The organism is Neisseria sp. HMSC075C10 (genome assembly GCF_001815615.1).
GTDB classification, from domain to species: Bacteria; Pseudomonadota; Gammaproteobacteria; order Burkholderiales; family Neisseriaceae; genus Neisseria; species Neisseria subflava_A.
Genome location: NZ_KV821248.1, coordinates 136,345 through 162,754, shown reverse-complemented (window position 1 = coordinate 162,754; position 26,410 = coordinate 136,345). Strand labels below are relative to the sequence as shown.

Below are 26,410 nucleotides of genomic sequence, written 5' to 3'. Positions count from 1 at the left end.
TATCTAAATACATTTGAGGAAAAAAGAATATGGACAAGTTTTCATCTGAAGTTTGCAAAGCCCTTGCATATTACGTTTACCGCTTAATTGACCCAAGAAATGGTGAAACTTTTTATGTAGGCAAAGGCAAAGACAACCGGGTTTTTGAACATTTGAAACAATGTTTGAAAATAGCGGAAGATGGCGAAGATGAACTGAATTTAAAATATAGTAGGATTCGCGCTATCCAAAAAGCCAAATTGGAAGTTATCCATGTCATTCATCGACATGGCATGAATGAGAAAACCGCTTTTGAAGTAGAAGCTGCTTTAATAGATGCCTATCCGGGGCTATCAAATGAACAAAGCGGACATGGCAATAGTGAATTTGGTTCGATGCATGTATCTGAAATACAAGATAAATACGATGCACCTGTTGCACAATTTGACAGCGATCATAATCTATTGATTATTAATATTAATCGTTCTTTAGATAAAGAAAAATCGGCTTATGATGCTGTTCGCCTAGCCTGGCGGCTTGATGTTGAGCGGGCAAAACGTGCGCATTACATCTTGGCGGTTGAAAAAGGCTTAATTGTGGATGTTTTACAAGCGCATGAATGGCTGCCAGCTACTAAGGAAAATTTTCCTGAGCTTAATGAAACCATAGTAGGACGTTTTGGTTTTCACGGCGAATCACTTTCTAAAAATGATGAAGTCCGCCAAAAATACCAACGTAAAAGGCTGCCTGAAGAATATCGTAAACGGGGTGCCAGCAATCCCGTTAAATATAGTTTTAAATAACCTGAAATCTCTAAGGTAAAACACCATGCCCAAACGTACCGACCTAAAATCCATCCTTATCATCGGCGCCGGCCCTATCGTTATCGGTCAAGCCTGCGAATTTGACTATTCGGGCGCACAGGCCTGCAAGGCTTTGCGTGAAGAAGGCTATAAAGTCATTCTGGTGAATTCCAACCCCGCCACGATTATGACCGACCCTGAAATGGCGGATGTTACCTACATCGAGCCGATTATGTGGCAGACGGTGGAGAAGATTATCGCCAAAGAGCGGCCCGACGCGATTCTGCCCACGATGGGCGGCCAGACTGCGCTGAACTGTGCGCTGGATTTGGCGCGCAACGGCGTGTTGGCGAAATACAATGTCGAGTTAATCGGCGCAACGGAAGACGCGATCGACAAGGCGGAAGACCGCGGCCGCTTTAAGGAGGCGATGGAGAAAATCGGCCTCTCCTGCCCGAAATCCTTTGTCTGCCACACGATGAACGAAGCCTTGGCGGCGCAGGAACAGGTCGGCTTCCCGACGCTGATTCGTCCTTCTTTCACCATGGGCGGTTCGGGCGGCGGTATTGCCTACAATAAAGACGAATTTTTGGCAATTTGCGAACGCGGTTTTGATGCGTCGCCTACGCATGAATTGCTGATTGAGCAGTCCGTTCTCGGCTGGAAAGAGTACGAAATGGAAGTTGTACGCGATAAAAACGACAACTGCATCATTATCTGCTCGATTGAAAACTTTGACCCGATGGGCGTGCATACCGGCGACTCTATTACTGTTGCGCCTGCACAAACATTGACTGACAAAGAATACCAAATCATGCGTAATGCTTCGTTGGCAGTATTGCGCGAAATCGGCGTGGACACGGGCGGCTCAAACGTTCAGTTTGCGGTGAACCCTGAAAACGGCGAGATGATTGTCATTGAGATGAACCCGCGTGTGAGCCGTTCTTCTGCGTTGGCATCTAAAGCAACGGGCTTCCCGATTGCCAAAGTAGCGGCCAAACTGGCTGTCGGCTTTACGCTGGACGAGTTGCGCAACGACATTACCGGCGGTCGCACCCCTGCGTCGTTCGAGCCTTCCATCGACTATGTCGTGACCAAAATCCCGCGTTTTGCGTTTGAAAAATTCCCTGCCGCAGACGACCGCCTGACCACGCAAATGAAATCTGTGGGCGAAGTGATGGCAATAGGCCGTACCATTCAAGAAAGCTTCCAAAAAGCCTTGCGCGGTTTGGAAACAGGCTTGTGCGGCTTCAATCCGCGCAGCGAAGACAAAGCGGAAATACGCCGCGAACTGGCCAACCCGGGCCCTGAGCGTATGCTGTTTGTAGCCGATGCGTTCCGCGCAGGCTTCACGCTGGAAGAAATCCACGAAATCTGCGCCATCGATCCTTGGTTCTTGGCGCAAATCGAAGACTTGGTGAAAGAAGAAAAATCGGTTTCAGACGGCCAGTTGCAAGATTTGGATTACGCCGCTTTACGCCGTCTGAAACGCAAAGGCTTCTCTGACAAACGTTTGGCACAATTGTTGAACGTAAGCGAAAAAGAAGTCCGCGAACACCGCTACGCACTGAACCTGCATCCGGTTTACAAACGCGTCGACACTTGTGCCGCCGAGTTTGCCACCGAAACCGCCTACCTCTACTCCACTTACGAGGAAGAATGCGAATCCCGTCCTTCCGACCGTAAAAAAGTGATGATTCTCGGCGGCGGTCCGAACCGTATCGGCCAAGGTATCGAATTTGACTACTGCTGCGTTCATGCTGCACTCGCCCTGCGCGAATCCGGTTTTGAAACCATCATGGTCAACTGCAACCCCGAAACCGTATCCACCGACTTCGACACCAGCGACCGCCTGTACTTCGAGCCGCTGACATTGGAAGACGTATTGGAAATCGTCCGCACCGAAAACCCATGGGGTGTGATTGTGCATTACGGCGGTCAAACCCCGCTCAAACTCGCCAACGCGCTGGTTGAAAACGGCGTGAACATCATTGGTACATCTGCCGACAGCATCGACGCCGCCGAAGACCGCGAACGCTTCCAAAAAGTATTGAACGACTTAGGTCTGCGTCAACCGCCTAACCGCATCGCCCACAACGAAGAAGAAGCGCTCGTTAAGGCCGAAGAAATCGGTTATCCGTTGGTTGTCCGTCCTTCTTACGTCCTCGGCGGCCGCGCCATGCAGATTGTTCACTCTACCGAAGAGTTGCAAAAATACATGCGCGAAGCCGTACAAGTTTCCGAAGACAGCCCTGTATTGCTCGACTTCTTCTTGAACAACGCCATCGAAGTGGACGTAGACTGCGTTTCAGACGGCCAAGACGTCGTGATCGGCGGCATTATGCAACACGTCGAACAAGCAGGTATCCACTCTGGCGACTCCGGCTGTTCATTGCCTCCATACTCTTTGAGCGAAGAGATTCAAGACGAAATCCGCCGTCAAACCAAAGCTATGGCATACGCACTGGGCGTGGTCGGCTTGATGAACGTACAGTTTGCCGTACAAGACGGCGTGGTCTTCGTACTGGAAGTAAACCCACGCGCCAGCCGTACCATACCGTTCGTATCCAAAGCCACCGGTGTACCGCTTGCCAAAGTCGGTGCACGCGTGATGGCAGGCATTTCGCTGAAAGAGCAAGGTGTAGAAAAAGAAGTCATCCCGGACTTCTACGCCGTTAAAGAAGCCGTGTTCCCATTCATCAAATTCCCGGGTGTGGACACCATTCTCGGCCCAGAAATGCGCTCTACCGGCGAAGTCATGGGCGTGGGCGCAAGCTTCGGCGAAGCCTACTTCAAAGCCCAACTCGGCGCAGGCGAACGCTTGAGCACAACCGGCAAAATCTTCCTTGCCGTACGCGACGAAGACAAACCGCTCATCGTCAAAACCGCACAAAACTTCCAAGCACTCGGCTACGGTGTCTGCGCCACACGCGGTACCGCCGAATACTTGAAAGAACACGGCATCATCGTGCAAGCGGTCAATAAAGTACAGGAAGGCCGCCCACACATCGTGGACGCCATTAAAAACGGCGAAATCGCCCTGGTGGTCAACACCGTCGGCAGCACAGTACAATCTGTTACCGACAGCCACAGCATCCGCCGCACCTCCCTCACCCAACGCGTACCGCAATACACCACCATCGCCGGCGGCGAAGCCATGAGCGAAGGCGCAAAAAGCCGCGAACACTTGGGCGTGTACAGCGTACAGGAATTGCATGGCCGCCTGAAAAATAAAGCCTAATCAATCCTATCGGATTTAAATAGCTAAAAGGCCGTCTGAAACCTGATTGCTCAGTTTCAGACGGCCTTTCTGCAAAAATAAGGAAAACGTAATGAAACAAACTATTCAAGAAAAACTGGCTCAAATTTCACTTGCCGAACCGCTGCACTTTCTGCTGGCGGCGGAGAGTGGAAGCCGCGCATGGGGCTTTGCTTCGCCCGACAGCGATTATGATGTTCGCGCCATTTATATCCGCCCGCAAGAACATTATCTGCAAATTGATGAAGCAAAAGATACGTTTGAATTTATTGAAAACAAATGGTTTGACGTAGGCGGTTGGGATATCCGCAAGGCTTTGCGCCTGTTGAGAAAAAGCAATGCCGTATTGCTGGAATGGCTGCGTTCGCCGATTGTTTATACACAAGATGAGGCATTCATAGGCCGTCTGAACGAACTTGCGCCCCAATACGTCCAAGCCGCCGCATTGTTGCACCATTATCGCGGCATCGCGGGCAACGCTTTGAGAAACATGGATTTGGCGCAACCGATTAAATTGAAGAAATGGTTTTACGTCTTACGCCCTTTATTGGCGGCACGCTGGGCAGTGAAACAAGGCGGTATTCCGCCAATGACTTTGGTCGAGTTGATGAATGAGTGGCAGACAAATTGTGCCACCCAAATTACTGATCTGGTTGCATTAAAAGCAGGTCAGGACGAAAGTTATCTGCACACATTATCGCCAGAGCTGCAAAAGCTGACTATTGATCTATATAACGAAGTTTCTGCCTTGTCTGCCCCTGCTGCCGAACCTGCCGATAGCGGGCCTTTGAACGAATTGTTCCGCTCCACCTTGGCAACCATTTATCCGTAAAAGGCCGTCTGAATATGCTGATCCTCGAAGACTTGCACACGCAAAATCTGATTCTGCTCGAAGCCGTTTCCGGCAGCCGCGCCTACGGTTTGGCAACGCCTGAGTCCGATACTGACATCAAAGGCGTGTTTTACCTGCCCAAATCCATGTTTTACGGCATGGAATACATCCCTCAAATCAGCAATGAAACCAACGATATTGTGTATTACGAACTGGGACGGTTTATCGAATTGCTGCTGCAAAGCAATCCGAACACGCTGGAGCTGCTGGCTTCCCCTTCCGACTGTGTACGATACCGTTCGCCATTGATGGATGCGTTCAAAACCGAATGGTTTATCTCCAAAACCTGTCAGCAAAGTTTTGCAGGTTATGCCTACGGACAAATCAAAAAAGCACGGGGATTGAATAAAAAAATCAGCAATCCGATGCCGTCTGAAAAGAAAAGCATCCTTGATTTCTGCTACATCATAGAAGGCAGGCAAACCGTACCGTTACAGTACTGGCTTGCACAACGCGGAATGGAGCAAAGGCGTGTAGGCTTAATCAAAATAGCCCACGCCCGAGAACTTTATGCGCTGTTTTACGATGCCGACGGCACACTTGGCTACCACGGTATTGCACCCAAACCCGAAGCCACAACACTTTCACTCAGCCCCATTCCAGAAGGAGAAACACCGCTTGCCCATCTATCCTTCAACCAAGACGGATACAGTAGCTACTGCCGCGAATATGCCTCTTATCAACAATGGCTGGCAGAACGCAACGAAACACGCTATCAAGGCACGCAGGCACACGGTCAAGGTTACGATGCAAAAAATATGATGCACACCTTCCGCCTGCTTGAAACTGCGCGCGATATTGCCCTTCATGGCGAAATCCGTCCACGCCGTCCCAATCGTGACGAATTGCTGGCCATCAAGCGCGGTTCTTTTCCTTACAATGAACTGTTGGCGCGTGCAGAAACATTGATTAACGAAGTGGAAAATTTGTTCGCCCAGTCCGATCTACCGGAAGCTGTAAACAGCAGTTTGGCAATCAATGCCCTTATTGAAATCCGAACCAAGATTTACGGATAAGAGAATCAAAAACAGAGGCCGTCTGAAATTATGTGTTTCCTCTTTTCAGACGGCCTTTTCATATTTCAAATTCCAACCGTCTATCCATCAAAACAACCTTTTCTGCCATCTCCAAACAAGCAATAGCAACATGAAATATAATTTCGTTATTGATTGGATTCATACGACAAAATTGTTGTTTTTTCATCATCATCCCAAAATATTGAGTTTAACGCCTATTCTCCTTGCTTTATAATGGCCGTCTGAAAGAAAAATACAATTAAAGCAGAAGCATGTCTTTGCAACTTAAGCAGATTTGCATAATTAAACATATGCTTTAATCATAATAATGATAAAATAATACGGCTTTCCTCTAAATTAAAGGGAAAACTGCACAAGAAACGGAAAATAAAATGAGTGTCGGATTATTGCGTGTTTTGGTTCAAAGCCAGACCATCTCAAATCAACAAGCGGAACATTACAACAGCCTTTTACAATCGGGCAAAGAAATCCTGCCCGACTTGTTTTCAGACGGCATCATCACCCCTAAAGCCTTGGGCGAATTGGTTGCGCGCGTATTCAGCTATCCCCTTTTGGATTTGCGCTACTACCCGCGCAATAATGTAGTCAGCGACATTCTGACGGAAGAGCAAATGGTACAAAACCGTTGCATTCCGATTTTCAAACGCGGACGCAAGGTTTATTTCGCCGTATCCGATCCGACCCAAATCCAAAACTTTCAAAAAATTGCTTTTGCTTCAGGTTTAAGTGTCGACTTGGTAGTGGTTCCCGATGACCAACTCAGCTCCTTGCTGGAATGGTTGGGTCAGCGTTCGACCACTATTCTGAAAGAAATCAACGAAGAACATGAAGCAACGCAGCAATCTCAATCACTTTATATCGATAATGAAGAGGCTGAAGACGGCCCTATCCCCCGCTTCATCCACAAAACCTTATCCGATGCCCTAAACGCAGGTGCATCAGACATCCACTTTGAATTCTACGAACAAATGGCGCGCGTCCGTTTCCGCGTGGACGGACAGTTGCGCGAAGTCGTACAGCCGCCTGTCGCCGTACGCGGTCAGTTGGCATCGCGCATCAAAGTGATGGCGCGTTTGGATATTTCTGAAAAACGTATTCCGCAAGACGGCAGAATTCAAATTGCCTTCCATAAACACGGCCGTCCGATTGACTTCCGTGTCAGCACTTTGCCGACATTGTTTGGCGAAAAAGTGGTGATGCGTATCCTAAATTCCGATGGTACATCGCTCAATATCGACCAGCTCGGTTTAGAGCCTTTCCAAAAAGAAATGCTGCTTGAGGCCATCAACCGCCCTTACGGCATGGTATTGGTTACCGGTCCGACAGGTTCGGGCAAAACCGTTTCGCTCTATACCTGCCTGAGTATTTTGAACACGGAAGATGTGAATATTTCAACGGCAGAAGATCCGGCCGAGATTAACCTGCCGGGCGTCAACCAAGTCAACGTCAATGAAAAACAAGGCCTGACGTTTGCCGCCGCACTCCGATCCTTCTTGCGTCAAGATCCTGATATTATTATGGTCGGTGAGATTCGTGATTTGGAAACCGCCGACATCGCCATTAAAGCCGCCCAAACCGGCCACATGGTTTTCTCTACCCTGCATACCAATAATGCACCGGCCACGCTGTCTCGCCTTTTGAACATGGGTGTCGCGCCTTTCAATATCGCCAGCTCGGTCAGCCTGATTATGGCGCAAAGGCTGTTGCGCAGACTGTGTCCAAACTGCAAACGCGAAGTGGAGCGCCCGCCGGTTCCGGCATTGAAAAAGGCCGGCTTTACCGATGCAGACTTAGCTCAAGATTGGAAGCTCTACCGCCCGGTTGGCTGCGACAGCTGCCGCGGTAAAGGCTTTAAAGGCCGCGTCGGTATTTATGAAGTCATGCCGGTCAGCGATGAAATGCAAAAAGTCATTATGAACAACGGTACGGAAGTTGATATCATGAACATGGCCTATCAGGAAGGCATGGTAGACTTGCGTCGCGCCGGCCTCATGAAAGTCATGCAGGGCCTGACTTCGTTGGAAGAAGTAACCGCTCATACCAATGACTAAAACTGCCATATTTTCGAAAATTACAATAAAGCGGCACGGGGAAACAGTCCGCTTTATTTCTTACTAACAAGGGATAACTCATGGCTCAAGCAGAGCAAACAAGAAGTCTGTTCGGTTCAAGAAGCAAAGGTAAGCGTTTTACATTTGAAGGAAAAAACATCGAGACCGAACGTCTTGTCCGCGGCGAAGTAGTTGCCAAAGATGAAGAAGAGGCGCGCAAAAAACTCCAGCGCAGAGGCATTCGTCCTTTGCGTATCAGCAAAGTCAAAACCGCACGCAAACGCCGTATTACCCAAGAAGACATCACGGTGTTTACGCGCCAACTGGCAACGATGATGAAGGCAGGCTTGCCGCTGATGCAGGCTTTTGAAATCGTTGCTCGCGGCCACTCCAATCCGAGCATGACCGAAATGCTGATGCAGGTTCGCTCCGATGTCGAACAAGGTAGCGCATTAGGCAAATCGTTCTCCAAATATCCAAAATATTTCGACCGTTTCTATTGCAACCTGGTCAGCGCAGGCGAGTCCGGCGGCGTATTGGAAAGCCTATTGGACAAACTGGCTGTTTATAAAGAAAAAACCCAAGCCATTAAGAAAAAGGTTAAAACCGCGCTGACCTACCCGATTGCCATTATCGTGGTGGCCATCGCGCTTATCTTCATCATGATGATGTTTGTGCTGCCAGCCTTTAAAGAAGTTTATGCCAATATGGGTGCAGAGCTGCCAGGCCTTACCCAACTCGTCATGAACTTGTCTGATTTATTTGTCGATTACGGCTGGATTATGATCATCCTTTTGATTGCTTCCGCCTTCGGCCTGTACAAACTCCATGAAAAATCGCCTACCTTCCAAAAACGAATCGATGCTCTGATTTTGAGGTTGCCTATCTTCGGTACCATTGTCCGAAAAGCGACCATTGCCCGTTGGGCGCGTACGACTTCCACCCTCTTCGCAGCCGGCGTTCCTTTGGTGGAAGTATTAGATTCAGTTGCAGGCGCATCCGGCAATATTCTCTATGAAGAAGCCACTCAAGACATCCGTGCCAAGGTAACACAAGGTCTGTCGCTGACATCCAGTATGCAAAGCACGGATATGTTCCCCAATATGGTAATCCAAATGGCGGCCATCGGCGAAGAGTCTGGCTCCTTGGATGATATGCTGAACAAAGCAGCCGAATTCTACGAAGATGAAGTAGACAACTCCGTCTCCCGCTTATCTGCCTTGATGGAACCTATCATCATGGTGGTATTGGGTTCGCTCATCGGTATTTTACTGATTGCCATGTATCTGCCGCTGTTTAACTTGGGTAATGTCGTAGGTTGATATGCTTGATAGTATTTACTCTGCCATCGACGCCCTCTCCGTTCTTGCCCCATTCGCTATTCCTTTAGCCGTTATTTTGGGATTACTGATTGGCAGCTTTCTGAACGTCGTCATTTATCGCACGCCGATAATGATGGAGCGTGAATGGACACAATTTTCCAAAGAGCATTTGGGCATCGAGCTGACAGACGAAGAAAAACAGCCATTTAATCTGCGTAAACCGGATTCACGCTGCCCAAAATGCAAAAGTCCGATCAGAGTTTGGCAAAATATACCCATCCTCAGCTATGTTTTCCTAGGTGGGAAATGCCACGCCTGCAAAACCCATATCAGCATACGCTATCCGTTGATTGAGCTGCTGACAGGTGTCTTATTCGGTATTGTCGCATGGCAATACGGCTGGTCATGGGCGACTATTGGCGGATTCATTCTGACTGCCATATTGATTGCGCTGACCTTTATCGATGCTGATACGCAATATTTGCCCGACAGCCTGACTCAGCCCCTAATTTGGATCGGCCTGCTGTTTAATCTGAACGATACATTCGTGCCCCTACATTCAGCCGTTTGGGGTGCAATCGCAGGCTATATGAGCCTTTATGCTTTATGCGCCGTCTATAAACTTCTGACCGGTAAAATCGGTATGGGCAATGGCGACTTCAAACTTTTGGCCGCACTCGGTGCATGGCTGGGCGTAGGAATTTTGCCTGTTCTGATCTTCATGGCTGCCTTAGTCGGGCTGTTAGGCGCACTCATCGCCCGCGTCGGTAAAGGTCAGTATTTTGCTTTTGGTCCCAGCCTCGCTGTAGCAGGATGGATTATTTTGGTTGCCAATGCACCTATTACCCAACTGGTACAATGGTGGCTCATACAATCAGGATTCCGATAATGACATTATGGATAGGCTTGACCGGCGGTATCGGCAGCGGCAAATCATCTATCGCCCAAATGTTTGCCGAACTTGGCGTACCCATTATCGATGCCGATGCCATCAGCCGCTCACTGACCGCTGAAAACGGTGAAGCGCTTCCAGCCATCCGCCAGCTTTTCGGCGATGAGGTTTTTGACAGCAAAGGCCGTCTGAATCGTACGGCTTTACGGGAAGAAGTTTTCAGACGGCCTCAATCCAAGAAACAACTGGAAAATCTGCTTCTGCCATTAATCTTAAACAAAATCCAACAGCAGAAACAACAACTTGCCTCATACGCCTACGGCATTGTCGATGTACCGCTTTTGATTGAGAATCCGGCATTTAAAGCGGAGACCGACCGTATTTTGGTTGTAGATGTTCCAGAGTCCGTCCAAATCGAACGCGTACATCAACGCAATGGTTTTTCAGAAGAACAAACGCGTCAAATCATGGCCACCCAAGCTTCTCAATCTGACAGACTGCTTCATGCCGACGATGTATTAGACAATACCCATAGCTTGGAAGAAGCAAAAATCAAGGTTGCCCGCTTGCATCAATACTATCAATCCATTGCACAATCACTGAAAGAAACTGCATGACTGCTCCTGTTGTAAAATGTCCGACCTGCCACAAAGAAGTCGTTTGGAACACCGACAGCCCCTACCGCCCTTTCTGCAGCAAACGGTGTAAACTCATTGATTTAGGAGAATGGGCACAAGAAAAATACACCGTTTCTTCGGAAGACGACCCCTTTTCAGACCTATTGGACGGCAAATAAACTGCTCTGCTTCCTTCAGCCTATCCAAAACAGGCTCAAAACAGTAAAATACCCTCTTTATTCCAATCTATTCCATCCACCATGCTCACCTTCCAACAAATTATTTTTAAATTACAAAACTACTGGGCAGACAAAGGCTGCACCGTTATCCAACCTTTCGATATGGAAGTCGGTGCCGGTACTTCGCATCCAGCCACCTGCCTGCGCGCATTAGGCCCGGAGCCTTGGTTTGCCGCTTACGTTCAACCCAGCCGCCGCCCCAAAGACGGCCGCTATGGCGACAACCCCAACCGCCTGCAACATTACTATCAATTCCAAGTTGCGCTCAAACCAGCTCCCGCCAATATTCAAGACCTCTACCTCGATTCCCTGCGCGAATTGGGTATCGACCCTAAAGTACACGACATCCGCTTTGTCGAAGACGACTGGGAAAACCCTACTCTCGGTGCTTGGGGCTTGGGTTGGGAAGTTTGGCTCAACGGTATGGAAGTAACCCAATTCACCTACTTCCAACAAGTCGGCGGTATCGACTGCTCCCCTGTACTCGGTGAAATCACCTACGGTATCGAGCGTCTCGCCATGTATTTGCAAGGCGTAGAAAACGTGTACGACCTCGTTTGGGCAAAAACCCTTGATGGCAACATCGTCACTTACGGTGACGTTTATCATCAAAACGAAGTCGAACAATCCACCTACAACTTCGAATACAGCGATGCCGATTGGCTCTTGCGCCAATTCAACGACTATGAAGAACAAGCCAAACGCCTACTTGCAGTTGAGGACACCAGTCTTGCCCTGCCTGCTTACGAGCTTGTACTCAAAGCCGGCCATACGTTCAACCTCTTGGATGCACGCGGCGCCATTTCCGTTACCGAACGCGCAACCTACATCGGCCGTATTCGTGCGCTGAGCCGTATCGTTGCTCAAAAATTCGTTGAAAGCCGCGAGAAACTGGGCTTCCCATTGCTTAAAAACCAATAAGTCCGCACATACTTACCACGCCGCCCTTTGATGCATTCAAGTGGCGGCGTTTCTATTTTCAGACGACCTTAACGTCGATGCCATCGCAAACACTTCCTGCCTGCTTTCAGGTAAAATAAGCCCTTTATTACATAAACCGTCTGAAAACATGAGTTCATCCTCTTCTGCAAAAACGCCCTTTTTCTTACTTTCCCTCGTTGCCATCATTCTTGACCAACTGAGCAAATGGGAAATCTTGAAACACTTTACCGAAGGCGAACGCCTCAATATCATTCCAGACTTTTTTGACCTGACGCTTGCCTATAATCTAGGCGCGGCATTCAGCTTTTTGGCCGACCAAGGCGGCTGGCAAAAATTCTTCTTTTTAGGTCTGGCCGTCGTCATCAGCCTGTATTTGGCCCGTGCCATCTGGCGCGATGAGTTTGGACGCTGGGGCAAACTAGGGGCAGCCATGATTATCGGTGGCGCAATTGGCAATGTGGTTGACCGTCTGATTCACGGCCACGTTGTCGATTTTCTGCTTTTCTATTGGCAAAACTGGTTCTATCCCGCATTTAACATTGCCGACAGCTTTATCTGCGTTGGCGCAGTTTGCTTGGTAATAGACGGTTTGCTGCACAAAAAAACACCTTCAAACGACACAAAGGCCGTCTGAAAACGGAACACACATGACTCAAAAAACCATTATCCTTGCCAATCCACGCGGCTTCTGTGCCGGTGTTGACCGTGCCATCAGCATTGTTGAACGTGCACTCGAAGAGTTCGGCGCGCCCATTTACGTCCGCCATGAAGTCGTTCACAACAAATTCGTCGTGGATAATCTTCGGGCAAAAGGTGCCGTATTTGTCGATGACTTGGCGGATGTCCCAAAGGGCGCCACACTGATTTACTCTGCTCACGGCGTATCCAAAGCCGTACAGGAAGAAGCGGCACAACGTGGTTTCCGCGTTTTTGATGCTACCTGCCCTCTGGTAACCAAAGTTCATAAAGAAGTAGCCCGCCTCGATGAGCAAGATTACGAAATCATTATGATCGGCCACAAAGGCCACGTCGAAGTGGAAGGTACGATGGGACAATTGCCTCCGGGCAAAATGTTTCTGGTTGAGACAGTGGAAGATGTAGCCGGACTGAACGTCAAAAATCCTGACAAACTGGCCTACGTCAGCCAAACCACTTTATCGGTAGACGAAACCAAAGACATTATTGCAGCTTTGAATCAACGCTTCCCCAATATCCGCAATCCGCACAAAGAAGACATTTGCTACGCTACAACCAATCGCCAAACTGCTGTTAAAGAATTAGCCGAAGAATGCGATCTCGTGATTGTTGTCGGCTCGCCCAATTCTTCCAACAGCAACCGCTTGCGTGAAGTAGCCGCATTGCGCGGAGTTGATGCCTATATGGTCGATAATGCTACCTATCTGAAAAAAGAATGGTTTGAAAACAAAACCAAGGTCGGTGTCACTGCCGGGGCATCTGCGCCTGAAGTCTTGGTCAGAGAAGTATTACAAACTATTCAAGACTGGGGACACGAGACCATACGCGAAGGTGAAGGCGCAGAAGAAAGCATTGTATTTGTCTTGCCCAAAGAATTGCGTCGTGAGGGCGAAAACAAACAAATTCTCAATAAAGGGTAAGTTTGTTATTTGCTTTATTTGAACTTAAGGCCGTCTGAAAATTTTCAGACGGCCTTAAGTATATTTTACTAATAAAAAAGACCCGCCTTAAAGGCAGGTCTTTTCATACATGATCCTGATTATTTATCAGAAGTATGTTGCTGACGGCGCAAGATAGCAGGAATTTCAAAGTCATCCAGCACAGACTGGTTGCTGAAATCAGCCGCAGTCAGGTTCATAGAACGGATATTGCGGTTAGTACGAACCAGGCTTTCAGCATTGCTTTGGCTTTGAGCTTGGGGCGCTTCTTCCGCACCGCGTACCAATTGTTGGGTACGGGCAGCAGCACGCAGTTGGTTGTCAGTACCGTTTTCTTTCAAGCCGGTAGCAATGATGGTAATACGGATAGCGTCTTCGCTCATACTCTCGTCTTCGGCAGCACCAAATTTGCATTCCACTTCAGGGTGTGCATTTTGGTTGACGATACGCATAATCTCGTTAAACTCAGACATTTTCAGGCAGCCAGGAGCAGTGGTAATGTTTACCAATACACCGCGTGCGCCATCTAAAGTAACGTTATCCAAGAGCGGGCTGGAGATAGCTTGATCGGTAGCCAAACGGGCACGGTCGATACCTTGCGCGAAACCTGAACCCATCATGGCGATACCGCGATTGCTCATCACGGTTTTCACGTCGGCGAAGTCCAAGTTGATCATGTCGCTCGGGCAAGTAACCACTTCGGAAATACCGGCAACCGCGTCACGCAGTACATTGTCTGCCGCACGGAAAGCTTCACGCATGGTCACGTCTTCGCCCAAGGCAGTCATCAATTTGTCGTTCGGGATAATGATCAGGGAATCGACGCGCTCTTTGAGTTGATCCAAACCTGCTTGAGCGATATGTACGCGTTTGCCTTCGTAAGCAAACGGACGAGTCACAACCGCAACGGTCAGGATACCCATTTCTTTAGCGATTTCAGCCACAACAGGAGCAGAGCCGGTACCTGTACCACCACCCATACCGGTAGTGATGAACAGCATGTTTGCACCGCGGATGGCATCTTCGATGGCTTCGCGATCTTCTTGAGCAGCGGCGCGACCGATTTCAGGATTTGCACCGGCACCCAAACCGCGAGTCAGGTTTGTACCCAATTGAATGCGTTTAGCCGCATTGTTTTTAGCCAATGATTGCGCATCGGTATTGGCACTGATGAACTCAACACCATGAATGGTGTTGGCAACCATGTTGTTGATGGCATTACAGCCACCGCCACCCAAACCGATAACTTTAATAACAGCAGGGCTCGTTGCTGATTCTGCTACGTCGTAAACAAATTCCATTCAATAATCCTCCGCGCCCCGCTTTATTAAGGACGGTTCAAAAATAACTCATTATCCGTATTATATAAGAAGTATCCAGATACTGGCAAAAATCTTCTTACCATTCGGCTGTCAGCGTTATATTTTTACTACATTTTTTAACAGAAAATATACAAGTTTTAAATTATTCACTTAGCAATTATTTAAAACCGTTTAATCTCACTTAAATATTCAGGACAAACGGTTGCTACACCGCCTGCCCTGAAAACTTTTATCAGAAATTGTCTTTAACGAATTTCATCAGTCTTGCCCACAGACTGATTTTTTCAGCCTGATCATGAACCACAATGGCACCTGTCACCGGCGCGCCGTCTTCCTCTCCTCTTGCAGCCTGCAAAAGACCGATGGCGGTTGAATAGCGTGGATTGCGGATACGCTCAGATACACCGCCCATTTCTTGTGGAACACCGATACGCGCTGGCAGATTGAAGACTTCTTCCGCCAACTCAACAATACCGGTCAACATAGAAGCACCACCGGTCAAAACGATACCGGAAGTCAGCACTTCTTCAGGGAAACCGGAGCGGCGCAATTCGTTCAGCGTCAATTCCAAAATTTCTTCTACGCGCGGGCCGATGATTTCAGCCAATACACGGCGTGAAATTTGACGTGATTGACGGTCGCCAACGCTAGGAACTTCAATCATTTCATCCAAGCCGTCCATAGTCGGAATCGCAGCACCGTAATGGATTTTGATGTACTCAGCTGCACTGTGCGGCGTACGCAAGGCTTGTGCCAAGTCTTTGGTAATCAAATCGCCGGCAACGGGAATCACCGCAGTATGGCGAATTGCGCCATTGGTATAAACCGCGATGTCGGTTGTACCGCCACCGATATCGATAACGCACACGCCCAAATCTTTTTCGTCTTCAGTCAAAACGGCGTGACCGCTTGCCAAAGGCTGAAGCATGATTTGATCCATTTGCAGGCCACAACGTTGGATACATTTTTGGATATTTTGCAAAGCAGTGTTCGCACCGGTAATGATGTGTACACGGGTATCCAAACGCACGCCGCTCATGCCGATAGGCTCTTTCACACCAGGTTGGTTGTCGATGATGTACTCTTGAACCACGGTATGCAAGATGTTGTGATCAGGCGGAATATTGATGGCTTTGGCCGTTTCGATGGCACGATCGATATCGGCTTGCGATACTTCGCCATCTTTAATTTTGACCACGCCTTGTGAATTCAGGCTGCGGATATGGTTACCGGCAATACCGGTAACGACGTGGGAAATTTTGGTATCTGCCATCAGCTCGGCATCTTCTACCGCCTGACGAATGGCTTGCGCAGTGGCGTCAATGTTGGTCACCATACCTGCACGCAGGCCGCGTGAAGGGCTTTGACCCAAGCCAACAATGTGGATTTCGTTATCTTCCCGAATCTCACCGATTAAGGCGATGACCTTGGACGTACCAATGTCTAAGGCACTGATATATTTATTTTGTTGTTGTTCCATAATTGCTCGTTCGCTATGTTGTCTGACTGACGGTTTGATTATTTTTGAAACAAGATTGCTTCACGTCTAATCGGCTATTCACTGTCGGAAGGGTTTTCAGGCGGCCTGTAACGGACTGAAAAACCATCCTTATAACGCATATCGACATACTCGATACGACTTTGTTTTTTACGCAGCAGCGATGGCCAAATCTGGGCAAACTGCTGCAAACGTTTGATTTCGTTTTCACGCCCCAAGCGCACGGTAATGCCATTGTTCAATACAAGCAGCCATGCCGAACGCGGCGTGTAGATCAATTCTTTGATGGTCAGTTTCAACGGGCTCAAAATACCGGAAAAGTCCGCATAATGTTTGACCATGTCTTTGCCTGTCCCCTGCTGCCCTTCAAATATAGGCAGGTCCTGTTTCAGGCTTGCAGCAAACACATTACCCTTACTGTCCACCAAGCCGCCAGCGCGCCAGTGTGCAACCGGCACACGCTCGGTCAGGATAATTTCCACGGTTTCCGGAAAACGGCGGCGTACCATTGCCGAGTCAATCCAAGGCAATTCCTGAAAAGCGGCCTGCGCCGAATCAATATCGGCGCGGAACATATTACCCCTGATATGCTCTCGTGCAACGGTTTGCAATTCTTTGCCGGAAGCATATTTCAGCTTGCCCTGAATGGCAATCTGTTTCACCGGGAAATATTTGGAATTGTAAAGCCAAGCTATGCCCGAACCTATCAACAGAAAGGTCATCAGCACCAATAGCCGGCGGGTCAGCCGACCCAGTGCGCCTGCATCATCCCACATGAGCGGTCTTCAAAATCTCAATACATAAATCAGCAAAATCTACGCCGGTATGGCCTGCAGATTTTGGCACTAAACTGTGGCTGGTCATACCAGGCAAGGTATTGATTTCCAAGAGATACAGTTTACCGTCCGTATCTTTCAGAAAGTCCACGCGCGAACAGCCGTCCGCACCAATCGCCTGCGCGCCACGCACAGCCAGTTCGCGCATCAGGTTTTCCTCCGCCTCGCTCAAATCTTCCGACGGGCATTGATAAACCGTATCGTCGCGGTTGTATTTGGCTTCGTAGTCGTAAAACTCGGTAGCCGGAATAATATGAATGCTCGGTAGGCCTTTGCCGTTCAATACCGGGCAAGAATACTCGCCACCGCCGATAAAGCGTTCGGCAATAATTTCACCCTGCAAATGTTTCAATTCTTCGTAAACGCTTTTCAGACGGCCTTTTTCTTTGACTTTTACCACACCGACGCTACTGCCTTCCGCGGCGGGTTTCACAAACATCGGCAGGCCCAATTTTTCTTCAACGGCATCAAAGTCGCTGTCGTCATGCAATACGGCAAACTCAGGAACAGGCAAGCCTACAGCCTGCCAAATCAGTTTGCAGCGGTATTTGTCCATACCCAGCGCGGAAGCAGCCACCCCGCTGCCGGTGTAAGGAATACCCATCAGCTCCAACGCGCCTTGAATCGCGCCATCTTCGCCGAAAGTGCCGTGCAGAATATTGAAGGCCGTCTGAAAACCTTGTGTTTTCAATTCAGACAACGGGGTTTCTTTGGGGTCGAACGCATGGACATCGATGCCTTTGCTTTTCAAGGCAGCCAAAATAGCGGCGCCACTGTCCAGCGAAACTTCGCGCTCGCTGGAGAAGCCGCCCATCAACACGGCCACTTTGCCAAAATTCTGCATAATTTCCACTTTCTTAAATACTGATACAGGCCGTCTGAATATTGTTCAGACGACCTATCTGTCCTCAAAGGCAAATATGCCTGTTTATTATGATTGTTTTGACAATTCCACCAATGCAGACGGAACGCGGTTGATGCTGCCGGCACCCATATTCAACACAACATCGCCGTCCTGCAAAACATTCAGCAGCATTTGCGGCAAGTCGGCAACGTTTTCGCAGTAAATAGGCTCAAGTTTGCCCAATACGCGGATGGCGCGCGCCAAGGCGCGGGAATCGGCCGCGGCAATCGGCTCTTCGCCTGCGGCATAAACTTCGGTCAACACCAAAGCATCAACGGTATTGAGGACTTTGGTAAAGTCTTCAAACAAATCGCGTGTACGGGTATAGCGGTGCGGTTGGAAAGCCAAGACCAAGCGTTTTTCAGGGTATGCACCGCGTGCGGCGGAAAGGGTTGCTTCCATTTCGACAGGATGGTGGCCATAATCGTCCACCAGCAAAGCGGTTCCGCCGTTTGGTAATTTAATGTCGCCATATTTTTGGAAGCGGCGGCCGACACCTTCAAAGCCGAGCAAGCCTTTTTGGATCGCTTCAACCGATGCGCCAACTTCCAGCGCAACGCCGATAGCCGCCAACGCATTGAGGACGTTGTGGCGGCCGGGCATATTCAAAACAACTTCAAACGGCTCTTGCTCATGTCCTTTCATTTGGACATGAACGGTAAATTTCATTTGCGCGCCGATGTTTTCAATATCGGTTGCATAGATATCGGCAGTATCGTCCAAGCCGTAAGTCGCGTAAGGCTTGCTCACTTTGGGCAAAATCGCGCGGACGTGTTCGCTGTCGATACACAAGAAGGCCTTACCGTAAAACGGCATACGGTGGATGAAATCCACAAACGCCTGATGCAGTTTCTCAACACTGTGGCCGTAAGTGTCCATGTGGTCTTCATCGATATTGGTCACGACGGACATAATCGGGGTCAGGTGCAGGAAAGAGGCATCAGATTCGTCGGCTTCGGCAACGATGTATTCGCCTTTACCCAAACGGGCGTTGGTACCTGCTGCGTTGAGCTTGCCGCCGATAACGAAAGTCGGATCGAGTCCTGCCGCGCCGAGAATAGAAGCGGTCAGGCTGGTGGTTGTGGTTTTACCGTGCGTACCGGCAATGGCGATACCATCGCGGAAGCGCATCAATTCTGCCAACATCAACGCGCGCGGAATCACGGGAATCTGCTGTTCCAACGCGGCAACAACTTCCGGATTATCTTTTTTGACCGCAGTAGAGGTAACGACCACGTCGGCACCATTGACGTGTTCGGCAGTATGACCTGGGTAAACTTGGATGCCGAGAGCGCTCAAATGCTCAGTAACGGCATTACGCGCCTGATCCGAACCGGAAACTTTAAAGCCCAAATTGTGTAAAACTTCGGCAATACCGCTCATGCCGACGCCGCCGATTCCGACAAAATGGATGTTGGTCACTCGATTTTTCATCATAACGTTGCGTTCCGGTTGGTTTTTAGTGCGTAAAGGCGTTATTTTAAAGGGCTATCCGCTTCTGCGCTATGCTTTTATTGTAAAGGAATTTTAACAAAAGCAATAAAGGCCGTCTGAAACGCCGTTAATTAACTTTTCAGACGGCCTTGAACAAAGTCTGCCTGCTTATTCGGTACAAGATATGGCAATTTCCGCCACATCGTCCGCACTGTGCGGTAACGCCAAGGTACGGGCATTTTTCGCCCATTTCAGGCATTTTTCACGGTTTAATCCACCGAGGATTTCGGCCAGTTTTTCTGCCGTCAGTTGAGTTTGCGGCAGCAGCAAACCGGCTTCGGCCTGCACCATAAAACGCGCATTGGCTGTTTGGTGGTCATCTACCGCATGCGGATACGGCACCAGCAATGCACCCAAACCAGCAGCCGTCAGCTCGGCAATCGTCAGCGCACCGGCACGGCAAATCACCAAGTCGGCATCGCGGTAGGCGGATACCATATCGGTAATAAATTCCACGCACTCGGCTTGCACACCTAATGCATCGTAATCCGCCTGCAGGTTGCCCAATTTATTGCGGCCGGACTGATGATACATTTGCGGACGGGCAGCCTCAGGCAATAATGCCAAAGCTTGCGGAACGGTTTTGTTCAACACATCCGCACCCAAACTGCCGCCCACCACCAAAACTTTCAGACGGCCTTGACGGTTTTCAAAGCGTTCTTCAGGAACAGGCAATGCCGCAATATCGGCACGGACAGGGTTACCCACCAATCCGCCTTCATGTTGAAAGGCTTTCGGGAAAGCATACAGAACACGTTTTGCCCAACGCGACAGTTGGCGGTTGGACAAACCGGCTACGGCGTTTTGCTCATGAATCACAATCGGCACACCGGAAATTTTTGCCGCCAAGCCGCCGGGGAAAGTAACGAAACCGCCAAAACCGATAACGCACTCGACACGGTGTTTCTTAATAATCTGCTGCGCCGCGCGGACAGTTTTATACAGCGTAAACGGCAACATCAGCTTGCGCTTGATGCCATTGCCGCGTATACCTTTAATGGCCAGCGTTTCCAAGCGTATGCCGTATTGCGGCACGATACGCTCTTCCATCGAATCCTGACTGCCCAGCCAAATCACATGATGGCCGCGCTTTTGCAGCGACTCAGCAACCGCCAATGCAGGGAAAATATGGCCGCCCGTACCGCCGGCCATCAGCATAAAAGTTTTACCGCTCATGGTTTTACTCCACCGAATAACCGCGCATTTTTTGGCGGTTTTCATAATCAATGCGCAATAACAAAGTAATGCACACCAGCATGATAAAGACAGCCGAACCACCGTAAGACATAAACGGCAAAGTCAGGCCTTTAGTAGGCAGGATACCGATGTTTACACCGATATTGAAGAAACTTTGAATACCAATCCAAATACCGATACCGTTAGCAATATACGCGCTGAACATCAAGCCCGAATCACGCGCCTGCTTGCCGATGGAAAACGCACGCCACACCAGCCAGCCATAGCAGAACACCAAAACCAGCATCCCGAAAAAGCCGAATTCCTCGCCGATGACGGCAAAAATAAAGTCCGTATGCGCTTCAGGCAGATAGAAACGTTTTTCCAAACTTGCGCCCAAGCCCTCGCCAAACCAGCCGCCGCGCGCAATCGCCATCAAGGAATGGGTCAGCTGATAGCCTTTACCCAAAGGATCGCTCCAAGGGTCCAAAAACGCCGCCACACGTGCCATACGGTAGGGCGCGGCCAAAATCAGCAAGCCCATACCGCTCACAACGGTTGCCACCAATACAGCAAAATACTTCCACGGGAAGCCTGCCAAAAACAGCATACCCATGGTGATCACGACAATCACGACAAACGAGCCAAAGTCCGGCTGACCCATAATCAAAACCAAACCGACCGCCACCAACATAATCGGCAGAATCAAGGTCTTAAACTTACGGAAGCGTTCCTTTACCCTTACCCAAGCTTCACTTTTAAAGGGGCTGCACACCAAATCGCCAATACCGGTAAACAAAGACGACCAACCCAAAGAATCCAAATCACGCAACATTTCTTCACGACGCGTAAACAGGCTGGACAAATACAAGACCGTCGCCAATTTGAAAAATTCAGTCGGTTGCAAGTTGAGCGGCCCGATATGAATCCAGCGCGTCGCGCCGTTAATCTCGCGGCCGACAAACAAAACCAGCAACAACAGCAAACCCGAAACAGCAAAATAAAACGGAATAATCCGCCGCCAGAAACTCATCTTCAGCAGGAAAAGCGGCAAGCATATGGCCACCGTAAACAGGATAAACATTGCCTGCTTAGACACAAAAGAAAACTGGCTGCCCCCTTCCGATGCCGCATACGCAATCGAAGCCGAATAAATCATAATCAGGCTGAAGACCGTCATTAAGACGACCATCCACAAGAGAGAAACATCAAACTTCCGACCATCGCGCGCAATCGGCCGGTCAAGCATTTTGGAAAGACTAATCATGAAAACATCCGTAACGGCTTGAATAAAATATTCAGACGGCCTGCAAATGGGCAAGAGGCCGTCTGAAAAAATGAATTAACGTTATTTTAAAGGTTTATTTCCAAACCAACAATTCAGATTCTTTAAAGATGTCAGATTCCGACATTCTTTGCGCCCTCCCCTACCCTTTGATATCGGCAAAAGGCCGTCTGAAAACGCTTTTATGTTTTCAGACGGCCTTGTATAAATCTTTTCTTCAGGGAAATAGGCTACTTTTTATCCCATGCAAACCCTAAGCCAACTGCGGTATTTCCGCCCACGGCTGTATCTGTTCCAACTGCGCGGCGAGGCTAAGCAGCGTGTCTTCGCGCCCGTGTGCGGCGGCGAACTGGGTACCGACAGGCAGCCCGTTATGCCGGTAAAGCGGCACGCTCATGGCGGGGTTGCCGCTCATGTTCAGCGGCGACGTATAACCGACGTATTGCAGCGTCGTGGCGGCTTCTTTTTCCAAAAACGGGTTGTTTTTCAACAGAAAACCCAAACGCAGCGTGCCGAACAGCAGGCGCATGGCTTTTTGCGCGGCGGGTGGCGGCATCATCTCGCCGATTTTCGGCGTGGTGCGCGGGCAGACGGGCGTCATCAACACGTCGTAGCGCGTAAAAAATGCTTTGGCGGCACGTTCCTGCGCCAACATCACGTCGCGCGCCCAAGCCATTTCGCCCGCGCTGATTTGCCGCCCCTGCACAATCATTGCCCACGTTGTCGGCTCAAGCAGGCGGTGCGGCAGTTTTTGTCCGGTTTCGTATTGATATTGGTAGAACAGTTTTGCCGTTTCACCCATGACGATGATGCGGGCGGCTCGGTTTAATTGTTCGGGCGGCACAAAATCGGGCGTGGCTTCTTCCAATTCGTGTCCCGTGTCTTGCATCAGTTTCAAACTATGGGCGAACGCGGCTTCCGTGCCTTCGTCGTTACCGCCGCCAAACCATGTCTGTTTCCAAAAAGCGATTTTCAGACGACCTGTTTCTAGTTTCAGGCTGTCTGCAAAACCGTTTTCGGGCGGCGGCGGGCAGGCATACAGGGCGCGGGCTTGGGTTTGGGCGGCGATGTCCAGCAAAACCGCGCTGTCGCGCACGCTGCGGGTCAACACATGGTCGCATACCAAACCTTGCCATGCCTCCGATGCGTTCGGCGCGTAACTGCTGCGGCCGCGCGTGGGTTTCAGCCCGAACACGCCGCAGTTGTGCGCGGGTAAGCGAATGGAGCCGCCACCGTCGCTGCCGTGCGCTGCGGGTACGACGCCCGAAGCCACTGCCGCCGCCGCGCCTCCGCTGCTGCCGCCCGCGGTGTAATCCAAATGCCACGGATTGCGCGTGATGCCGTAAATTTCGGTTTCGGTAACGGGATACGCGCCCCATTCGGGCGTAGTGGTTTTGCCGAACACGCGCAGCCCCGCATCGAGATAGGCTTGGGTCAAATCGCTGTTTTGTTTGGCAATGTAATGCTGCATCATACGCGAACCCGACCATGTCGGCGCGCCTTCCCAATCCGCCAGCAAGTCTTTGAGCAAAAACGGTACGCCCGCCAGCGGCGTATCGGCATTTTCAGACGACCCCTGCCACGCCGCCGCGCGTTCGCGCAAATCGTGCGCCAACAGATTGAGCTTGGGATTGACTTCGTCCAAGCGGTTTAAAGCAGCCTGCAACACTTCATCGGCGGAGACTTCTTTTTTACGGATCAGCTCTGCCAAACCGACGGCATCGTAACGGATGTAGTCTTGAAAATTCATGGGTTTTCCTTTCGGATTGATAAACACACGTTTTGTCGGTCAGGCATAGCTGCCCTCCGCCTCGCTGTTTGCCCGCATAGGCAAATTTTAAGAAACAGTAACACCGGATAAAGGCAAGGAACAAGTTTACCGTTGCTGCAAAAAGGTCGTCTGAAACTGCCTTAACGTTTTCAGACGACCTTTGAGACAATGACACACATGGTTTACGGTAAAACCAACCCTCTTTTCATCTTTCAGACGGCCTTACAAAGCTTTGAACGCTTCGATAAACACTTCCGAACGGTGCGCATAGCCTTTAAACATATCAAAGCTCGCACAAGCCGGGCTGAGCAACACGATATCGCCCGCTTCGGCTTGGGCATATGCCGTCTGAACCGCTTCTTCCAAAGTGGCGCAGTCGGTCATATTCAGACCGCAGCCGTCCAAATCGCGGCGGATTTGCGGCGCATCGACACCGATCAGGAACACGCTTTTTGCCTTGCCGACAAGCGCGTCGCGCAGGGGCGTGAAGTCCTGCCCTTTGCCCATACCGCCCAAAATCACGAAGAGCGGATTTTGCAAACCGGCAATCGCGGCGGCGGTCGCGCCGACGTTCGTGCCTTTGCTGTCGTCGATAAACACCACGCCGTTTTTCTCGCCGATTTTTTCGACGCGGTGCGGCAAGCCTTGGAAGGTTTTAACGTGTTCGAACAATACTTCGCGCGGCAAACCGACGGCCTCGCACAAAGCCACGGCAGCCATAACGTTGGCGGCGTTGTGCAAACCTTGCAACGGGATGTCTTGCGTAGCAATCAAATCTTCATCGCCTTGTTTCAGTTGGCCTGTCTCGCGTTCCAACCAAAAATCAGCTTCGTGTTCCAACGAAAACCATTTCACCTCGCGCCCTGCCCGCTTCATGGCGCGGCAGAACACGTCGTCTGAATTCAAAACCTGCACGCCATCGCCTCGGAAAATCTTATCCTTGGTATGCGCGTAGTCGAGCAAGTCGTCGTAGCGGTCGAGATGGTCTTCAGAAATGTTCAGCACCGTCGCCGCAGTCGGGCGCAGGCTTTCGGTATTTTCCAGTTGGAAGCTGGAAAGCTCCAACACCCACACGTCCGCCTTTTTGCCTTCGCGCTGCAATTCCGCCTCCAAAACCGGCGTGCCGATATTGCCCGCGATAACGGTATCCAGCCCGCACTTGATGCAAAGATAGCCGACCAGGCTCGTTACCGTGGTTTTGCCGTTGCTGCCGGTAATCGCAATCACCTTATCGCCGCGGCGGTTCACAATATCCGCCAACAATTCAATGTCGCCCAACACGCGTCCGCCGTTTCGCTTAAAGGCCTCGATATCCGGCTGCCGCTCGCTGATGCCGGGACTGAGCGCCAGAATATCGAAACCGTTGTCCAGCGCATCTTTCAGACGGCCCGTGTAAAACACCAGCCCGTCAAACATCTTACCGATTTGCGACACGCGCTCCGGTTTCAGCTCCGCATCATACGCGGCAACCTCCGCGCCGTTTTTGCGCAGATAGGCAATCATGGAAATACCCGTGCCGCCAAGTCCGGCGACGAGGATTTTTTTGTTTTGGAAAGTCATTTTGGTTTTATCCTAAGTTTTTCAGACGGCCTTTGAATAAGGATTCAATATCCTTCCTGATCCAATTTTCGATAAGCATCACAACCTTGTTGTAGTCCGTTATCACAAGCCTTACCAACCCACTCTTTGGCAATCACTGGATTTTGCCGAGCTCCTCGTCCATTAGCATACATCGCACCCAAATTATATTGGGCTTTGGCATGCCCTTGTTCTGCCGCCTTGCGAAACCACTGCTCTGCCTGTGTATCATCTTGACGGACGCCTTGCCCTTGAACATACATCAAACCTAAATTATATTGGGCTTTGGCATACCCTTGTTCTGCTGCCTTGCGAAACCACTGCTCTGTCTGTGCATAATCTTGACGGACGCCTTGCCCTTTAACATACATTCCACCCAAATTATATTGGGCAGCAGCATACCCTTGCTCTGCCGCTTTGCGATACCAATGCACAGCCTGTGCATAGTCTTGGCGTACTCCTTTCCCATTGGCATACATCATACCCAAATTTGATTGAGCTTCTGCAAGTCCTTGCTCTGCCGCTTTGCGATACCACTGCACTGCCTGTGCATCGTCTTGGTGCACTCCTTTCCCATTGGCATACATCACACCCAAATTATATTGGGCTTCTGCAAGCCCTTGTTCTATCGCCTTGCGATACCAATGCACAGCCTGTGCATCGTTTTGACGGACTCCTTGCCCTTCTGCATACGCCACACCCAAATTATATTGGGCTTCTGCAACCCCTTGTTCTGCCGCTTTGCGATACCACTGCACTGCCTGTGTATCATCTTGACGGACTCCTCGACCATTGACATAAACCCAGCCCAAATTAGATTGAGCTTGTGCATTCCCTTGTTCTGCCGCCTTGCGATACCACTGCACTGCCTGTGCATCG

General features: G+C 50.0%; 22 protein-coding genes. 12 read left to right on the top strand and 10 right to left on the bottom strand.

The features are described from left to right. Positions 1–29 precede the first annotated feature (29 nt). The 12 genes from HMPREF3047_RS02795 to ispH all read left to right on the top strand — a co-directional run bounded on the left by HMPREF3047_RS02795 (position 30) and on the right by ispH (position 13,649). Complete coding sequence (locus HMPREF3047_RS02795; RefSeq protein ID WP_049344526.1) at positions 30–782, top strand: LEM-3-like GIY-YIG domain-containing protein; 753 nt, start codon at positions 30–32, stop codon at positions 780–782. A gap of 25 nt (positions 783–807) precedes the next feature. Beyond that, a complete protein-coding gene (gene carB, locus HMPREF3047_RS02790; RefSeq protein WP_004518862.1) occupies positions 808–4,023 on the top strand; it encodes a carbamoyl-phosphate synthase large subunit in 3,216 nt (1,071 codons plus the stop codon). Positions 4,024–4,114: 91 nt separating this feature from the next. Next, positions 4,115–4,873, top strand: a complete 759-nt coding sequence (locus HMPREF3047_RS02785; RefSeq protein WP_070712127.1) for a nucleotidyltransferase domain-containing protein — start codon at positions 4,115–4,117, stop codon at positions 4,871–4,873. 14 nt (positions 4,874–4,887) lie between these two features. Then, positions 4,888–5,949 carry a DNA polymerase beta superfamily protein gene (locus tag HMPREF3047_RS02780; RefSeq protein WP_070712126.1) on the top strand — a complete coding sequence of 354 codons (1,062 nt, stop codon included), beginning with the start codon at positions 4,888–4,890 and terminating at the stop codon, positions 5,947–5,949. A gap of 392 nt (positions 5,950–6,341) precedes the next feature. Next, positions 6,342–8,021, top strand: a complete 1,680-nt coding sequence (gene pilB / locus HMPREF3047_RS02775; RefSeq protein ID WP_070712125.1) for a type IV-A pilus assembly ATPase PilB — start codon at positions 6,342–6,344, stop codon at positions 8,019–8,021. An 80-nt stretch (positions 8,022–8,101) separates the two neighbouring features. Then, a complete protein-coding gene (locus HMPREF3047_RS02770) occupies positions 8,102–9,343 on the top strand; it encodes a type II secretion system F family protein (protein ID WP_070712124.1) in 1,242 nt (413 codons plus the stop codon). Position 9,344: 1 nt separating this feature from the next. Then, entirely contained in the window at positions 9,345–10,232 is an 888-nt protein-coding gene (locus tag HMPREF3047_RS02765) for a prepilin peptidase (RefSeq protein WP_070712123.1), read from the top strand. Beyond that, on the top strand, positions 10,232–10,852 hold the full coding sequence (gene coaE, locus HMPREF3047_RS02760; RefSeq protein ID WP_070712122.1) for a dephospho-CoA kinase: 621 nt from the start codon (positions 10,232–10,234) through the stop codon (positions 10,850–10,852). The genes HMPREF3047_RS02765 and coaE overlap by 1 nt, the downstream gene beginning before the upstream one ends. Further along, complete coding sequence (gene yacG / locus HMPREF3047_RS02755) at positions 10,849–11,031, top strand: DNA gyrase inhibitor YacG (protein WP_003682475.1); 183 nt, start codon at positions 10,849–10,851, stop codon at positions 11,029–11,031. Before coaE ends, yacG begins: the two co-directional genes overlap by 4 nt. An 81-nt stretch (positions 11,032–11,112) precedes the next feature. Then, positions 11,113–12,012 (top strand): glycine--tRNA ligase subunit alpha, encoded by a 900-nt coding sequence (glyQ, locus tag HMPREF3047_RS02750; RefSeq protein ID WP_003685919.1) that lies wholly within the window; start codon positions 11,113–11,115, stop codon positions 12,010–12,012. 148 nt (positions 12,013–12,160) lie between these two features. After that, positions 12,161–12,667 (top strand): signal peptidase II, encoded by a 507-nt coding sequence (gene lspA / locus HMPREF3047_RS02745; protein ID WP_070712121.1) that lies wholly within the window; start codon positions 12,161–12,163, stop codon positions 12,665–12,667. Between the two features lie 13 nt (positions 12,668–12,680). Continuing rightward, positions 12,681–13,649: a 4-hydroxy-3-methylbut-2-enyl diphosphate reductase gene (gene ispH / locus HMPREF3047_RS02740; protein WP_070712120.1), complete on the top strand. Its 969-nt coding sequence runs from the start codon at positions 12,681–12,683 to the stop codon at positions 13,647–13,649. Between the two features lie 119 nt (positions 13,650–13,768). Here ispH and ftsZ read toward each other — a convergent pair whose 3' ends face one another. The 10 genes from ftsZ to HMPREF3047_RS02690 form a co-directional block, all read right to left on the bottom strand. Next, a complete protein-coding gene (gene ftsZ, locus HMPREF3047_RS02735) occupies positions 13,769–14,968 on the bottom strand; it encodes a cell division protein FtsZ (RefSeq protein ID WP_070585169.1) in 1,200 nt (399 codons plus the stop codon). 253 nt (positions 14,969–15,221) lie between these two features. After that, positions 15,222–16,469: a cell division protein FtsA gene (ftsA, locus tag HMPREF3047_RS02730; RefSeq protein WP_070585172.1), complete on the bottom strand. Its 1,248-nt coding sequence runs from the start codon at positions 16,467–16,469 to the stop codon at positions 15,222–15,224. A 74-nt stretch (positions 16,470–16,543) separates the two neighbouring features. Further along, complete coding sequence (locus HMPREF3047_RS02725; protein ID WP_070585175.1) at positions 16,544–17,263, bottom strand: cell division protein FtsQ/DivIB; 720 nt, start codon at positions 17,261–17,263, stop codon at positions 16,544–16,546. Beyond that, on the bottom strand, positions 17,253–18,167 hold the full coding sequence (locus HMPREF3047_RS02720) for a D-alanine--D-alanine ligase (protein WP_070712119.1): 915 nt from the start codon (positions 18,165–18,167) through the stop codon (positions 17,253–17,255). Before HMPREF3047_RS02720 ends, HMPREF3047_RS02725 begins: the two co-directional genes overlap by 11 nt. An 87-nt stretch (positions 18,168–18,254) precedes the next feature. Continuing rightward, entirely contained in the window at positions 18,255–19,664 is a 1,410-nt protein-coding gene (gene murC, locus HMPREF3047_RS02715; protein WP_070585180.1) for a UDP-N-acetylmuramate--L-alanine ligase, read from the bottom strand. A 165-nt stretch (positions 19,665–19,829) separates the two neighbouring features. Then, positions 19,830–20,897 carry an undecaprenyldiphospho-muramoylpentapeptide beta-N-acetylglucosaminyltransferase gene (gene murG / locus HMPREF3047_RS02710; protein WP_063076124.1) on the bottom strand — a complete coding sequence of 356 codons (1,068 nt, stop codon included), beginning with the start codon at positions 20,895–20,897 and terminating at the stop codon, positions 19,830–19,832. A 4-nt stretch (positions 20,898–20,901) separates the two neighbouring features. Beyond that, on the bottom strand, positions 20,902–22,164 hold the full coding sequence (locus HMPREF3047_RS02705; RefSeq protein ID WP_070712118.1) for an FtsW/RodA/SpoVE family cell cycle protein: 1,263 nt from the start codon (positions 22,162–22,164) through the stop codon (positions 20,902–20,904). A 271-nt stretch (positions 22,165–22,435) separates the two neighbouring features. Then, positions 22,436–23,932: an amidase gene (locus tag HMPREF3047_RS02700; protein WP_070712117.1), complete on the bottom strand. Its 1,497-nt coding sequence runs from the start codon at positions 23,930–23,932 to the stop codon at positions 22,436–22,438. A 243-nt stretch (positions 23,933–24,175) separates the two neighbouring features. Further along, positions 24,176–25,513 (bottom strand): UDP-N-acetylmuramoyl-L-alanine--D-glutamate ligase, encoded by a 1,338-nt coding sequence (murD, locus tag HMPREF3047_RS02695; RefSeq protein ID WP_070712116.1) that lies wholly within the window; start codon positions 25,511–25,513, stop codon positions 24,176–24,178. A gap of 44 nt (positions 25,514–25,557) precedes the next feature. Further along, positions 25,558–26,410: tetratricopeptide repeat protein (locus HMPREF3047_RS02690; protein ID WP_070712115.1), on the bottom strand; the 853-nt coding region annotated here is incomplete at its 5' end.